The 14,434-nt window shown below is 67.3% G+C and carries 16 protein-coding genes; 13 read left to right on the top strand and 3 right to left on the bottom strand.

Annotation, left to right across the window (positions count from 1 at the left end):
• Positions 1-73 precede the first annotated feature (73 nt).
• From AU192_RS04115 to AU192_RS04100, 4 genes are read left to right on the top strand one after another with little or no spacing between them, the layout of a single operon-like run.
• Positions 74-1,030, top strand: coding sequence for a metallophosphoesterase family protein (locus AU192_RS04115; RefSeq protein ID WP_064394502.1), 957 nt, complete (start codon positions 74-76; stop codon positions 1,028-1,030).
• Positions 1,027-1,707 (top strand): 4'-phosphopantetheinyl transferase PptT, encoded by a 681-nt coding sequence (pptT, locus tag AU192_RS04110; protein WP_064394501.1) that lies wholly within the window; start codon positions 1,027-1,029, stop codon positions 1,705-1,707. Before AU192_RS04115 ends, pptT begins: the two co-directional genes overlap by 4 nt.
• Positions 1,704-2,585 carry a tRNA pseudouridine(55) synthase TruB gene (truB, locus tag AU192_RS04105; protein WP_064394500.1) on the top strand — a complete coding sequence of 294 codons (882 nt, stop codon included), beginning with the start codon at positions 1,704-1,706 and terminating at the stop codon, positions 2,583-2,585. The genes pptT and truB overlap by 4 nt, the downstream gene beginning before the upstream one ends.
• A 51-nt stretch (positions 2,586-2,636) precedes the next feature.
• Positions 2,637-3,053, top strand: coding sequence for a DUF6632 domain-containing protein (locus tag AU192_RS04100; RefSeq protein WP_064394498.1), 417 nt, complete (start codon positions 2,637-2,639; stop codon positions 3,051-3,053).
• Between the two features lie 170 nt (positions 3,054-3,223).
• On the opposite strand, the gene mntR is transcribed toward AU192_RS04100, so the two are convergent.
• Positions 3,224-3,919, bottom strand: coding sequence for a manganese-binding transcriptional regulator MntR (mntR, locus tag AU192_RS04095; RefSeq protein WP_064394496.1), 696 nt, complete (start codon positions 3,917-3,919; stop codon positions 3,224-3,226).
• An 83-nt stretch (positions 3,920-4,002) separates the two neighbouring features.
• Between mntR and AU192_RS04090 the strand changes: the two genes are divergently transcribed.
• From AU192_RS04090 to bla, 5 genes are all read left to right on the top strand, one after another.
• Positions 4,003-4,992: a bifunctional riboflavin kinase/FAD synthetase gene (locus tag AU192_RS04090; RefSeq protein ID WP_082694234.1), complete on the top strand. Its 990-nt coding sequence runs from the start codon at positions 4,003-4,005 to the stop codon at positions 4,990-4,992.
• Positions 4,993-5,138: 146 nt separating this feature from the next.
• Positions 5,139-5,408, top strand: a complete 270-nt coding sequence (gene rpsO / locus AU192_RS04085; protein WP_064394493.1) for a 30S ribosomal protein S15 — start codon at positions 5,139-5,141, stop codon at positions 5,406-5,408.
• Positions 5,409-5,719: 311 nt separating this feature from the next.
• Positions 5,720-7,978 (top strand): polyribonucleotide nucleotidyltransferase, encoded by a 2,259-nt coding sequence (locus tag AU192_RS04080; RefSeq protein ID WP_064394491.1) that lies wholly within the window; start codon positions 5,720-5,722, stop codon positions 7,976-7,978.
• The gene (locus tag AU192_RS04075; protein ID WP_064394489.1) at positions 7,956-9,296 is read left to right on the top strand and encodes a M16 family metallopeptidase; all 1,341 of its coding nucleotides are present in this window, start codon (positions 7,956-7,958) and stop codon (positions 9,294-9,296) included. The genes AU192_RS04080 and AU192_RS04075 overlap by 23 nt, the downstream gene beginning before the upstream one ends.
• 19 nt (positions 9,297-9,315) lie before the next feature.
• A complete protein-coding gene (bla, locus tag AU192_RS04070) occupies positions 9,316-10,212 on the top strand; it encodes a class A beta-lactamase (protein WP_064394487.1) in 897 nt (298 codons plus the stop codon).
• Positions 10,213-10,429: 217 nt separating this feature from the next.
• Here bla and ald read toward each other — a convergent pair whose 3' ends face one another.
• Complete coding sequence (ald, locus tag AU192_RS04065; protein WP_064394485.1) at positions 10,430-11,542, bottom strand: alanine dehydrogenase; 1,113 nt, start codon at positions 11,540-11,542, stop codon at positions 10,430-10,432.
• A gap of 89 nt (positions 11,543-11,631) precedes the next feature.
• Here ald and aldR point away from each other — a divergent pair, with 89 nt between their 5' ends.
• Positions 11,632-12,147: an HTH-type transcriptional regulator AldR gene (gene aldR / locus AU192_RS04060; RefSeq protein ID WP_064394484.1), complete on the top strand. Its 516-nt coding sequence runs from the start codon at positions 11,632-11,634 to the stop codon at positions 12,145-12,147.
• Positions 12,148-12,166: 19 nt separating this feature from the next.
• Here the strand turns inward: aldR and AU192_RS04055 are convergent, their stop codons facing one another.
• The gene (locus AU192_RS04055; protein WP_233151215.1) at positions 12,167-12,685 is read right to left on the bottom strand and encodes a YflT domain-containing protein; all 519 of its coding nucleotides are present in this window, start codon (positions 12,683-12,685) and stop codon (positions 12,167-12,169) included.
• A gap of 92 nt (positions 12,686-12,777) precedes the next feature.
• On the opposite strand from AU192_RS04055, the gene dapB reads away from it, so the two are divergent.
• Genes dapB through AU192_RS04040 form a run of 3 tightly spaced genes read left to right on the top strand, consistent with a single transcriptional unit; the run spans position 12,778 to position 14,434 of the window.
• Positions 12,778-13,512 (top strand): 4-hydroxy-tetrahydrodipicolinate reductase, encoded by a 735-nt coding sequence (dapB, locus tag AU192_RS04050; protein WP_064394482.1) that lies wholly within the window; start codon positions 12,778-12,780, stop codon positions 13,510-13,512.
• Entirely contained in the window at positions 13,512-13,979 is a 468-nt protein-coding gene (locus tag AU192_RS04045; protein WP_064394481.1) for a hypothetical protein, read from the top strand. The genes dapB and AU192_RS04045 overlap by 1 nt, the downstream gene beginning before the upstream one ends.
• The gene (locus AU192_RS04040; protein ID WP_064394479.1) at positions 13,976-14,434 is read left to right on the top strand and encodes a flavodoxin family protein; all 459 of its coding nucleotides are present in this window, start codon (positions 13,976-13,978) and stop codon (positions 14,432-14,434) included. The genes AU192_RS04045 and AU192_RS04040 overlap by 4 nt, the downstream gene beginning before the upstream one ends.

Here is a 14,434-nt window from a genome sequence, read left to right as displayed (position 1 = left end):
CCGAAGAGGAAACAAGAACCTGTTCTAGTTGCCGGACGAGCCGTGCACATCCGGTTAAGTACCCTGGTCAGTTGTGACACGCGACGGCCGACGACCCACCCTCTGGGCGATCAGCGACTTGCACACGGGTCACACAGGCAACAAACCCGTGACCGAGTCGCTGCATCCGGCCTCGCCCGACGACTGGCTCATCGTCGCCGGCGACGTCGCCGAACGCACCGACGAGATTCGCTGGGCCCTGGACCTGTTGCGCAAACGGTTCGCCAAGGTGATCTGGATTCCGGGCAACCACGAGCTGTGGACCACCAACCGCGACCCAATGCAGATCTTCGGCAAGGCCCGCTACGACTACCTGGTCAACATGTGCGACGAGATGGGCATCATCACCCCCGAGCATCCGTTCCCGGTGTGGACCGAGGAGGGCGGTCCGGCCACGATCGTGCCGATGTTCCTGCTGTACGACTACACCTTCCTGCCCGAAGGCGCCGCCACCAAGGCTGAGGGGCTGGCCATTGCGCGCGAGCGCAACGTCGTCGGCACCGACGAGTTCCTGCTGTCCGCCGAGCCCTACGCCACCCGCGACGCGTGGTGCCGCGACCGGGTGTCCTACACCCGCAAACGACTCGAGGACCTCGACTGGATGACGCCGACGGTGTTGGTCAACCACTTCCCGATGGTTCGCGAACCCTGCGACGCGATGTTCTACCCCGAGTTCTCGCTGTGGTGCGGCACCACCGCCACCGCCGACTGGCACACCCGCTACAACGCGGTGTGCTCGGTCTACGGCCACCTGCACATTCCGCGCACGACGTGGTACGACGGTGTGCGGTTCGAGGAGGTGTCCGTCGGATATCCGCGAGAGTGGCGCCGCCGCAAGCCATATCGCTGGATGCGCCAGATCCTGCCCGACCCGCAGTATCCGCCCGGGTACCTCAACGAGTTCGGCGGCCACTTCCAGATCACCCAGGAGATGCGGGAGAACGCGCAGAAGGTGCAGCAACGGATCCGCGACAGGCAGGTCTCGCGATGACGGTCGCCGCTTCGCTGCTGTCCGATGTGCTGCCGGCGACGAGGACGGGACTGGCAGCCGCAGAGATCTACCGCGACCCGCCGGACCTGGCGCCGCTGCCCGAGGAGGAACCTCTGGTCGCGCGGTCGGTGGCCAAGCGGCGCAACGAGTTTGTCACGGTGCGGTTTTGCGCGCGGCAGGCACTCTCCGAGATCGGTATCGGACCGGTGCCGATCCTGAAGGGGGAGAAGGGCGAACCGCGTTGGCCCGACGGCATCGTCGGCTCGCTGACGCACTGTGAGGGCTATCGCGGGGCGGTGGTCGGTCGGCAGGCCGAGGTGCGGTCGGTGGGCATCGACGCAGAACCGCACGGTGTGCTGCCCGACGGTGTGCTCGACGCGATCAGCCTGCCCGACGAGCGAACCGAACTGAAACAGCTGCCGGGCGAACTGCACTGGGACCGAATCCTGTTCTGCGCCAAAGAGGCAACCTACAAGGCGTGGTTCCCGGTGACCCGCCGGTGGCTGGGCTTCGAGGACGCGCACATCGTCTTCGACGTCGACGACAGCGGCACCTCCGGCAGTTTCGTCTCGCGAATCCTGATCGACCCGGCGGCGATGCACGGCACCCCGCTGGAATCCCTGGCCGGCCGGTGGTCGGTCCGCGACGGTCTGGCGCTGACCGCGATCGTGCTATGACACAGGCGGGTCTGGTCATCGTCGACAAACCCGTGGGCATGACGAGCCATGATGTCGTCGGCCGCTGCCGTCGCTTCTTCGGCACCCGCAAGGTCGGCCACGCCGGGACCCTTGACCCGATGGCCACCGGCGTTCTCGTCGTCGGAATCGAGCGCGCCACCAAGATCCTCGGACTGCTGACGGTGACGGACAAGGCGTACTCCGCGACCATCCGACTCGGGCAAACCACCTCGACCGACGACGCCGAAGGCGAGATGCTGCAGCAGGTTTCGGCCGACGCCGTCACCGACGAGTGCATCGAGCGCGCGGTCGCCGACCTTCGCGGCGAGATCGACCAGGTCCCGTCGGCGGTGAGCGCGATCAAAGTCGGCGGACAGCGCGCCTACAAACTCGCGCGCGAAGGGCAGGCCGTCGAGTTGGCGGCCCGCAGCGTGCGTATCGAGCGGTTCGCGGTGCTGGACGTCCGGCGCGAACCCGCCGTCGTCGACGTCGACGTCGAGGTGGAGTGCTCCAGCGGCACCTACATCCGCGCACTGGCCCGCGACGTCGGGGCGGCGCTGGGAGTCGGTGGACATCTCACCGCGTTGCGCCGCACCAGAGTCGGCGGTTTCGGGTTGAGCGAGGCGCGAACGCTCGACGAACTCGCCGAAACCCCACGGCTGTCGTACAGCCTCGACACCGCATGTCTTCTGGCGTTCCCGCGGCGGGACCTGACGTCAGACGAGGCCGAGGACGTGCGGCACGGCCGACCGCTCAAACCGGCGGGCATCGACGGGATTTACGCCGCGACGGCTCAGGACGGCCAGGTCATCGCGCTACTGGAAGACCGGTCGGATCGTACGAAGTCGGTCGTCGTGCTGCGTCCGGCGACCTTGTAGCCCGGCGCATCCGGGCGCATACTGACGCCGTCCTAGAGATAGGAGCCGAAAATGGCGTCTCCGTACAAGGCACTTCAGATCGCATTGGGCGTGTTCGGCGTGGTCGCCCTCTGCCTGTATCCGCTTGCCGCGGTGTGGCCGTCAGGTTGGGCGTGGCATCCGGGACCGCCGCATCACTCCGACTACTTCATGATGATCGTCGGGCTGTATGCGACCCTCGGGGTCTTTCTGGTGTGGGCGGCGCGTAATCCGCGCGCTCATCTGAGCCTGATCTGGTTCGCGGTGTGGTCCAGCGTCGTGCACGCCGTCATCATGGCGGTGCAGTCGGTGCGCGGTGAGCACCAGACCGGGCATCTGGTGGGCGATGTGCCCGCACTGCTGTTCGTCGCGATCGTGCTGGCGGTGCTCGTGCGGGCCTCCGGCCTCACGATGTCCGAGGAACAGCCTGCCGCCGTCGAACGAAGCTGAGGGGACACCCCGCGAATGTGGAGCCTGGCGAAAATCCGGTGGCCGGTTATCGCAACCGACCATTCGGGAAGGCGCCCGCCTTGCAGCGAAAAATTCGCTGGCAGCGAATAATTCGCTGATAGGTGGGCACTCGTCGAAGAGGTCGGCGGCCCGCCACAGCGACCAACGCGCTAGCTCGCCACCACCCAGATCGCTTCTGCGGCGGGGCTTCCCAGCTCGACGGTGGTGTCGTCGCCGTCTGTCGACTCGATGGCCACCGAGATCATGCCGGCGAAGTCGCGCCGGGCCACCACGCGAAGGCGCGAGTCCAGGCTGATGCCGACACTGTCGAAGTACCGCAGCATCTCCGGATCGGCGTCCGAGATGCGCGCTATCGTCCCGCGGTCGCCGTCGTTGCAGGCCGACAACTGGCGCGCGTCCGGGGCGGGCACGCGTCCGTCGGCGGCCGGAATCGGATCGCCGTGTGGATCGCGCGTCGGATGCCCGAGCTTGGCGTCGATGCGGTCGAGCATCCGGTCCGACACCGCGTGCTCGAGCACCTCGGCTTCGTCGTGCACCTCGTCCCAGCTGTAGCCCAGCTCGCGCACGAGGAACGTCTCCATCAGCCGGTGCCTGCGCACCATCGCCAGGGCGGCGGCCCGGCCGGCTTCGGTCAGCGTCACCGCTCCGTACTTCTCGTGGTCGACCAGACCCTGGTCGGCGAGCTTGCGGATCGACTCCGAGGCGGTGCTGGCCGACACGCCGAGACGCTCGGCCAGCAGCTTGGTGCTCACCTTCTCCTGCGACCACTCCTGAACGGTCCAGATGACTTTCAGGTAGTCCTGGGCAACCGTCGTCAGGTCACGCGCATCGCCGGCAGGATTCACAATGACAAAGTTTAGGCAATACTCACCTCATCCGGGGGATCCGGCGACGCGGGGGACTCCTGTCGCGCCGTAGGCTTGCCCTCGTGCAGCGCTGGCGGGGACAAGACGAGATCCCGACGGACTGGGGCCGATGCGTGGTCACCATCGGGGTTTTCGACGGTGTGCATCGCGGACACCAGGAGCTGATCAACCACGCGGTCAAGGCCGGCCGGTCCCGCGGCGTGCCCACGGTGCTGATGACCTTCGACCCGCACCCGATGGAGGTCGTCTTCCCGGGCAGCCATCCCGCCCAGCTGACCACCCTGACCCGGCGCGCCGAACTGGTCGAGGAACTCGGCGTCGACGTCTTCCTGGTCATGCCGTTCACCGCCGACTTCATGAAGCTGACCCCGGAGCGCTACATCCACGAACTTCTGGTCGAACGCCTGCACGTGGTCGAGGTCGTCGTGGGGGAGAACTTCACCTTCGGCAAGAAGGCGGCGGGCAACGTCGAGTTGCTGCGCCAGGCCGGCGAGCGGTTCGGCTTCGCCGTGGAGAGCATGACGCTGGTCTCCGACGCTTTTGGGGTGGCCGACACCGACCGGGACCAGGCCGTCACGTTCTCCTCGACCTACATCCGGTCCTGCGTCGACGCGGGCGACGTCGTCGCCGCGGCCGAGGCGTTGGGGCGCCCGCACCGCGTCGAGGGGGTCGTCGTGCGCGGCGACGGACGGGGCAAGGTGCTGGGCTTTCCGACCGCCAACGTGGCGCCGCCCATGTACTCGGCGATTCCCGCCGACGGCGTCTACGCCGCGTGGTTCACCGTGCTCGGCCACGGTCCGGTCGCGGGCAGCGTCATCCCCGGCGAGCGGTACCAGGCCGCGGTCTCGGTGGGGACCAATCCGACGTTCTCCGGACGCACCCGCACCGTCGAGGCATTCGTGCTCGACACCACCGCCGACCTGTACGGCCAGCACGTCGCCGTCGATTTCGTGGCCCGGTTGCGCGGCCAGGAGAAATTCGCCAACGTCGACGACCTGGTGGAGCAGATGAGCCGCGACACCGAACACGCCCGCACACTCTTGGCTCGGTGACACCGGTGTTGAGCTGCGATTTCGCCGCTCACCTCGGCCGCTGCTAGACTGCCTGCCGACCGGGCGTGCGCTGCAGTTCGCGGCGGCTGCGCCTTCCCGGGGCTTACACGCCCCCTTCCGCGGACTGAAAAAGATGGAGTTGTTTCGTGGCGCTTACCGCCGAAGAGAAGAAGTCGATCCTGAGCGACTACGGCCTGCATGACACCGATACCGGCTCGCCGGAGGCGCAGGTCGCCCTGCTGACCAAGCGGATCATCGACCTCACCGAGCACCTGAAGGTGCACAAGCACGATCACCACTCGCGGCGCGGTCTGCTGCTGCTCGTCGGCCGCAGGCGCCGGCTGCTCAAGTACGTGGCCCAGGTCGACGTCCAGCGGTACCGCACGCTGATCGAACGACTCGGCCTGCGTCGCTGACCTCGTACCGCCGCGCGAACGCGCGACGGGATTCGGCCGGGTACTCCCCGCAGAGTACGATGGCCTCGTTCGACTGCCGTTGAGGCGCGAACGACCTGGGTGCGGTTTTCGCAGCTCCGCGAGCACCGCTCCCGCGTGTCATAACCAGGACCTGCTCGATCGCGCGGTCTTCGGTAGTGGCTGCCGGAAGAACTGCCGGCAGCTTCGATCGATGGCCGTAGCCGCATCGAGGCCGGTGGTTCAAGCGCTGTGACGACGCGAAAACAGCTAAACAGTGGAGACACTGAACCAGAGAGGCCATACGGACACCTATGTCTGTAGTTGAAATTGAAGACGGCGTGTACGAAGCGACCGCCGTGATCGACAACGGGAGCTTCGGCACCCGCACCATCCGTTTCGAGACCGGCCGGCTGGCCCAGCAGGCCGCCGGCGCCGTCGTCGCCTACCTCGACGACGAGACGATGTTGCTCTCGGCGACATCGGCCAGCAAGAACCCCAAAGACCATTTCGACTTCTTTCCGTTGACCATCGACGTCGAAGAGCGCATGTACGCCGCGGGTCGCATCCCCGGTTCGTTCTTCCGCCGCGAGGGCCGCCCGTCGACCGACGCGATCCTGACCTGCCGGCTGATCGATCGTCCGCTGCGCCCGACGTTCGTCGACGGCCTGCGCAACGAGATCCAGGTCGTGGTCACCGTCATGAGCCTCGATCCCAAGGATCTGTACGACGTGGTCGCGATCAACGCCGCGTCGGCGTCCACGCAGATCGCCGGACTGCCGTTCTCCGGGCCGGTCGGCGGCGTGCGCGTCGCGCTGATCGACGGGACCTGGGTCGCCTTCCCGACCGTCGAGCAGCTCGAGCGGGCGGTGTTCGACATGGTCGTCGCCGGTCGTGCCATCGAGGGCGACGACGTAGCGATCATGATGGTCGAGGCCGAGGCCACCGACAACGTCGTCGAGTTGATCGCCGGCGGTGCGCAGGCGCCCACCGAGAGCGTCGTGGCCGAGGGCCTGGAGGCCGCCAAACCGTTCATCGCGAGCCTGTGCGCAGCCCAGCAGGAGCTGGCGCAGCGCGCTGCCAAGCCGACCGCCGACTACCCGGTGTTCCCGGAGTACGGCGAAGACGTCTACTACGCCGTGGCCTCGGTGGCCACCGACGCGTTGTCGGAGGCGCTGACCATCGCCGGTAAGGCCGAGCGCAACGACCGCACCGACGAGATCAAGGCCGAGGTGCTCGAGCGGCTGGCCGAGCAGTACGCGGGCCGCGAGAAGGAGGTCGGCGCCGCGTTCCGTTCGCTGACCAAAAAGCTTGTGCGCCAACGTATCCTGACTGATCACTTCCGCATCGACGGCCGCGGTATCACCGACATCCGCGCGTTGAGCGCCGAGGTCGCCGTCGTGCCGCGGGCGCACGGCAGCGCGCTGTTCGAGCGTGGCGAGACCCAGATCCTGGGTGTCACCACACTCGACATGATGAAGCTGGCCCAGCAGATCGACTCGCTGGGGCCCGAAACCTCCAAGCGCTACATGCATCACTACAACTTCCCGCCCTACTCGACCGGTGAGACCGGCCGTGTCGGTTCGCCCAAGCGCCGCGAGATCGGCCACGGTGCGCTGGCGGAGCGGGCGCTGATGCCGGTGCTGCCCAGCGTCGAGGAGTTCCCGTACGCGATCCGCCAGGTGTCGGAGGCGTTGAGCTCGAACGGTTCGACGTCGATGGGCTCGGTGTGCGCTTCGACGCTCGCGCTGCTCAACGCCGGTGTGCCGCTCAAGGCTCCGGTCGCGGGCATCGCGATGGGTCTGGTGTCCGATGACATCGAGGTTGATGGCAAGACTGAGCGCCGGTTCGTCGCGCTCACCGACATCCTCGGTGCCGAGGACGCGTTCGGCGACATGGACTTCAAGGTCGCGGGCACCAAGGAGTTCGTCACCGCGCTGCAGTTGGACACCAAGCTCGACGGCATTCCGTCGCAGGTGCTGGCCGGTGCGCTTTCGCAGGCCAAGGACGCCCGGCTGACGATCCTCGAGGTGATGGCCGAGGCCATCGACGGGCCCGACGAGATGAGCCCGTACGCCCCGCGGATCACCACCATCAAGGTGCCCGTCGACAAGATCGGCGAGGTGATCGGGCCCAAAGGCAAGATCATCAACCAGATCACCGAAGAGACCGGCGCGTCGATCTCCATCGAGGACGACGGCACGGTGTTCGTCGGCGCGACCGACGGACCGTCGGCGCAGGCGGCGATCGACAAGATCAACGCGATTGCCAATCCGCAGCTGCCCAAGGTCGGCGAGCGGTTCCTCGGAACTGTGGTGAAGACCACCGACTTTGGAGCTTTCGTTTCCTTGTTGCCGGGTCGCGACGGGCTGGTCCACATCTCGAAGCTGGGACGTGGCAAGCGGATCGCCAAGGTCGAGGACGTCGTCAAGGTCGGCGACAAGTTGCGTGTGGAGATCGCCGACATCGACAACCGCGGGAAGATCTCGCTGATCCTCGTCGATGAACAGGAAGATGGAGCCGCGTCCAATTCCGACGCCGCGCCGGCAGATGCCGCAGCGGCCAGCAGTTAGGGCGTTGCGCCACACCGAACGTGGCGACAGATCAGCGGAGGCAGTGCGTCGCACGGTGTTACCCGGTGGCCTGCGTGTGGTCACCGAGTACCTCCCGTCGGTGCATTCGGCGTCGGTCGGGCTATGGGTCAACGTCGGTTCGCGCGACGAGGGCCCGAGTGTCGCGGGTGCGGCGCACTTCCTCGAGCACTTGCTGTTCAAGTCGACGCCGACCCGGTCGGCGGTGAGCATCGCGCAGGCCGTCGATGCGGTCGGCGGCGAGCTGAACGCCTTCACCGCCCGCGAGCACACCTGCTACTACGCGCACGTGCTCGACTCCGATCTGGAGTTGGCCGTCGACCTCGTCGCCGACGTCGTCTTGCGCGGACAGTGCGCGGCCGAGGACGTCGAGGTCGAACGCGACGTGGTGCTCGAGGAGATCGCGATGCGCGACGACGATCCCGAGGACACCCTCGGCGACGAGTTCCTCGCCGCGATGTTCGGCTCGCATCCGGTTGGACGCCCGGTGATCGGCAGCGTGGACTCGATCTCCTCGATGACACGCGCCCAACTGCACTCCTTCCACCTCCGCCGCTACACCCCCGAGCGGATGGTGCTCGCGGTGGCGGGCAACGTCGATCACGACGACGTGGTGTCGCTGGCGCGCGAGTACTTCGGCGCGCGTCTAATGCGTGGCCGCACACCGGTGCCGCCCCGCAAAGGCGCCGGCCGGGTGGGCGGACGCCCGAGGCTGGAACTGGTCAACCGGGACTCCGAACAGACGCACCTTTCGCTGGGTGTGCGTACGCCGGGCAGGCACTGGGAGCACCGCTGGGCGCTGTCGGTGCTGAACACCGCGCTCGGCGGGGGCCTGAGTTCGCGGCTGTTCCAGGAGATTCGGGAGGCCCGCGGGTTGGCGTACTCGGTGTACTCGACGATCGACACCTTCTCCGACAGCGGCGCGCTGTCGGTGTACGCGGGGTGCCTGCCGGACCGCTTCGACGAGGTTGCCCGCGTGACCACCGATGTGCTCGAGGCCGTCGCGAGCGATGGGATCACCGAAGACGAGTGCCGGATCGCAAAGGGTTCCCTGCGCGGCGGACTGGTGCTCGGCCTGGAGGATTCGGGTTCGCGAATGAACCGCATCGGCCGCAGCGAACTGCATTTCGGTGAACACCGCACCATCGACGAGACGTTGGCGAAGATCGACGCGGTCACGCTCGACGAGGTCAACGCCGTCGCGCGCCGGCTTCTGCGGCGGCCCTACGGCGGCGCTGTGTTGGGTCCGCTTCAATCGAAACGGTCACTGCCTCAGCCGCTTCGGGCCATCGCCGGCTGATCACCTACGCTGGGAGCCCATGACTGGGTTGTCACGTCGTCACGTTCTGATCGGTGGATTGACACTCGCGGCGCTCGCCGCCTCTCCGCACAAGGCCGTCATGGCCGACCCCAACCGTCCCTTACCGCCGATCGAGGATCGGCTCGGCGAGATGGAGCGTCGCCAGAACGCGTTGATCGGAGTGTTCGCAACCAATCTCGGCACCGGGCACACCATCGCGCATCGCGCGCAGGACCCGTTCGCGATGTGTTCGACGTTCAAGACCTACGCCGCCGCGCGGGTGCTGCAGAAGGCCGAGCGCGGTGAGCTCGCGCTCACCGATCGCGTCACCATCGAGCCGGGCGATATCGTCCCCAACTCGCCGGTGACCGAGGCGCGCGTCGGGCAGACGATGACGTGGGCGGAGTTGTGTCAGGCCGCCCTGCAGCGAAGCGACAACGCCGCGGGCAACTGGCTGCTGCGGGTGATCGGTGGTCCGTCCGGCGTGACCGACTTCGCCCGCAGCATCGGCGACGAACGGTCCCGGCTCGACCGGTGGGAGATCGAGCTGAACGCGGCGGTCCCAGGAGATCCGCGCGACACCACCACACCCGAGGCCATCGGAACCGGTTACCGGGCGATACTCACCGGCAACGTGCTCGCCGACCCGCAGCGGCGGCAGCTCGAGGACTGGATGCGGGCCAATCAGACGTCGAGCGTGCGACCGGTGCTGCCGCCGGGCTGGGCGACGGCCGACAAGACCGGCAGCGGTGACTACGCGAGCACCAACGACGTCGGTATCGCGTTCGGCCCGGCCGGTGAGCGATTGCTGCTGGCAATCATGACCAGGACCGCGGCAAACGACCCCGACATCCCGAACGACCGGCAGCTGGTCGGTGAAGTGGCTTCTGTGCTGGTCGCCGGCCTGCTGGCCTGATATCCGATGAAGGCGCCAGCTTTGCCCGGTCACCCCTCGGGACCGGGTCAAGCTGGCTTGTCAGCGGCTGCCCCCCACGCTCTTCGCCCCCCCTGCACCGAGCGTCAGCCGCTGGACTAAACGGTATGGCATGGAGCGTGACGGAGGAATCGGGCGAATCCCTATCTTTTTGCACCGGCACGTTTAAGGGTGCCCGGCAAACACGCTGAGCGTGGACTCAGAGCAGCAACGACGGATCCGTGTACCGCAGGTCGAGGTCGGCGGCGACCTGTGCGGACAGCAGGGCGCCTTCGTGGGTGGACAGACCCCTCGCGAGGGAGGCATCGGCCCGGCACGCCGCCCGCCAGCCCGCCTCGGCCAGCTTGAGCACGTACGGCATGGTCGCGTTGGTCAGGGCGAAGGTCGAGCTGCGCGGCACCGCGCCGGGCATATTGGCGACGCAGTAGAAGAGCGTGTCGTGCACGGCATACGTCGGGTCGTCGTGCGTGGTCGGACGCGAATCTTCGAAGCACCCGCCCTGGTCGATGGCGATGTCGACCAGCACCGCGCCCGGTCTCACCTGGGCGACAGTCGAATTCGTCACCAATTTCGGCGCTTTGGCGCCCGGCACCAGGACCGCGCCGACGACGAGGTCGGCGTCCTTCACCGCATCCTCGAGATCCAGCGCCGAGGAGTAACGGGTTCCGATGCGCCCGCCGAACTCCGCATCGACGGCGCGCAGCTTGTCGAGGCTGACATCGAACACGGTGACGTGCGCGCCCATGCCCGCGGCCACCCGCGCGGCGTCACGGCCGGCGGTGCCGCCGCCGATCACGACGACGTCGGCGGGAGCCACGCCCGGAACGCCGCCCATCAAGACGCCGCGGCCTCCGTGGCTGCGCATCAAGTGGTAGGCCCCGACCTGGGCCGCCAACCGTCCGGCAACCTCGCTCATCGGGGCCAGCAACGGAAGGGCGCCGTCGGCGGTCTGGACGGTTTCGTAGGCGATCGACGTCGTCCCCGAAGCCATCAGCGCTTCAGTGCACGGCCGCGACGCCGCCAGGTGCAGGTAGGTGAACAGCGTCTGGCCCCGACGCATCCGGTGGTATTCGGCTTCGATCGGCTCCTTGACCTTGAGCAGGAGCTCGGCCTCGGCCCACACCTGGTCGGCGCTGTCGATCAGCTGCGCGCCTGCGCGTTTGAAATCGGCGTCCGAGATCGCCGAACCGTCGCCGGCACCGGCCTGAAGGATCACCTCGTGGCCGCGGTGCACCAACTCGGCGACTCCGGCCGGGGTGATCGCGACCCGGTATTCGTTGTTCTTGATCTCGGTCGGAATACCGACGCGCATGACCGCTCCTCTATTGGATTCCGCCCCCAGTGTGAAGAAACTTCGATGGATCTGCAATTATCGCGTTTGAACTTCTGTAGAATTACTGTGTGAGCGAAACATCTTCATTTCCTCGGGCTTCAGGGGGCGTCGGCCCGAAGGATGTTCGCCCGGTTCCCCTCGACGACGTCGACCGCCGCATTCTCACCGCGCTGCACCGTGACGCGCGGATATCGAACAACGCACTGGCCGAGGCGGTCGGGATTGCGCCGTCGACATGCCACGGCCGGGTCCGCCGACTGCAGGAGTCGGGGGTGATCCGCGGTTTCTACACCGACATCGATCCGGCCGCGATCGGTCTGCCGCTTCAGGCGATGATCTCGGTGAGCCTGCAGTCCAGCGCTCGTGGCCGGATCCACAGCTTCATCCAGCAGATCCGGCGCAGGCCGCAGGTGATGGACGTGTACTTCCTCGCGGGCGCCGACGACTTCATCCTCCACGTCGCCGCGCGTGACACCGACGACCTACGGTCGTTCGTAGTGGAGAACCTCAACGCCGATGCCGACGTGGCCGGTACTCAAACGTCGCTGATCTTCGAACACCTGCGAGGGGCGTCGCCGCTCTAGCGACGGGAAGCATTGCTGCTCAGGCCATTTGGGTGTAACGCGCTGCGTCGGCGGCGTACTGCGGCGGCACGCACACCTCGTAGCGCCGGGCTTCGAGTGTCTCGACGCTGGAGAAGTCCCGTTCGCCTCTGGTCGTCACATGCGCGACGAACCCGAACACCGCGCCCCAGAATGCGCCGATCGTCAGCGCGATCAGCATGGTCACGATCCACACCGGGCCTACCGTGAAAATCGCGAACAGCAGCCCGATGAACAACCCGAACCAAGCGCCGCTCGCGGCGCCGGCGAACGCCGCCCGTCCCTTGGTCATCCGTCCGGTGATGCGTTCGACCGTGCGCAGATCATCGCCGATGATGCGCACGTGCTCGACGGGGAAGCCGCCGTCGGACATGCGGTCCACCAGCCGTTGCGCCTCGGGATAGTTGTCGAACGTCGCGATGACCTGGCGTGCGGGCCGCTGGTCGCCCAGCTGCTGCTCGGGCCGTCCACTCATATCCGTCACTTCGAACTCCATCTGCTGTCGTTCCGGTGTCCTCATGCATGGTTACCCGCTTTCAGGGGGCGCCGTCACCGAAAGCGGCGATCCGGTCGCGTCGATCAAGCTGGGCCCCGGGTGGATAAGGTGACGCCATGCGAGTCGGAGTGCTGGGAGCAAAGGGCAAGGTCGGCGCGACGATGGTCGAGGCCGTGCAAGCCGCCGAAGACCTGACCTTCACCGCGGGAGTCGACGCGGGCGATCCGTTGAGCCTGCTGACAGACAGCCAGACCGAGGTCGTCATCGACTTCACCCATCCCGACGTCGTGATGGACAACCTCGAGTTCCTCATCGGCAACGGGATACACGCCGTCGTCGGCACCACCGGGTTCACCGACGAGCGGTTGGACACCGTCCGGGAATGGCTGGACGCCAAACCCGATGCGGCGGTCCTGATCGCGCCGAACTTCGCGATCGGCGCGGTGTTGTCCATGCATTTCGCCCAGCAGGCCGCGCGGCACTTCGAATCGGTTGAAGTCATCGAACTGCACCATCCGCACAAGGCCGACGCCCCGTCCGGCACCGCGGCGCGCACCGCGCGACTCATCGCCGAGGCGCGAAAAGACATGCCGCCCAACCCCGATGCCACCAGTACCGGTCTTGACGGCGCGCGGGGTGCTGACGTCAACGGGGTTCCGGTTCATTCGGTGCGCCTGGCCGGGCTGGTCGCTCATCAGGAGGTGCTGTTCGGCACGCAGGGGGAGACGCTGACGATCCGGCACGACAGCCTGGACCGGACCTCCTTCGTGCCGGGAGTCCTGCTCGCGGTGCGGCGGGTGGCCGAACGGCCGGGGCTCACCGTGGGTATCGAGCCGCTTCTCGACCTCTGATGGCTGAAGGCGGGCGCGTCCTGCGCATTCAACTGCTGATCGGCTTCATGTGCGTCGCGCTGGTCGTGTACTTCGTGCTGCTGGGCCGCCTCGCGATGGCATTCGTCACGACCGGGGAGCCCGCCGCAGTCGGGTTGGGGCTGGCGCTGATGGTGCTTCCGCTGATCGGGCTGTGGGCCATGCTCAGCACGCTGCGCGCCGGCCTGGCCCATCAGCGGCTCGCGCGGATCTGCCACGACGAGGGGATGGAACTCGACGTCAGCGCGCTACCGCGGATGCCGTCCGGGCGAATCCAGCGCGACGCCGCCGACGCGTTGTTCGTCACCGTGCGTGCGGAACTAGACAACGACCCGCACAACTGGCGACGGTGGTATCGACTGGCGCGTGCCTACGACTACGCCGGTGACCGCAGCCGCGCGCGCGAAGCGATGAAGAGGGCTGTCGAGATGGAGGAGCGGGACCGATGAGTAAGACCCTGTTGGTCGTGCACCACACGCCGTCGCCCGGAACTCGCGAGCTGCTGGAGGCCGTTCTCGCCGGCGCCGGGGATCCCGACATCGAGGGCGTCGAGACCGTGGTCAGGCCCGCGCTGGCCGCCACCCTGCCCGACATGCTCGACGCAGACGGCTACCTGTTCGGAACCACGGCCAACTTCGGGTACATGAGCGGCGCGCTCAAGCACTTCTTCGACACCGTCTACTACCCGAGCCTCGACCACGTCGGCGGCCGGCCGTACGGCGTGTGGGTGCACGGCAACAACGACACCGTCGGCGCGGTCAACGCCGTGGACAAGCTCGCGACCGGGCTCGCCCTGACCAGAGCCGCCGATGCGCTGGAGGTCGTCGGCGGCGTCGACGCGGGCGTGCGCGAACGCGCCTACGAACTCGGTGGCACACTGGCCGCGACGCTGATGGAGGACTAG

It is taken from the genome of Mycobacterium lehmannii, assembly GCF_001499925.1.
Lineage (GTDB): Bacteria > Actinomycetota > Actinomycetes > Mycobacteriales > Mycobacteriaceae > Mycobacterium > Mycobacterium lehmannii.
Note: the sequence above shows the minus strand (reverse complement) of the source record. Positions and strands in the feature narration are given on the sequence as shown.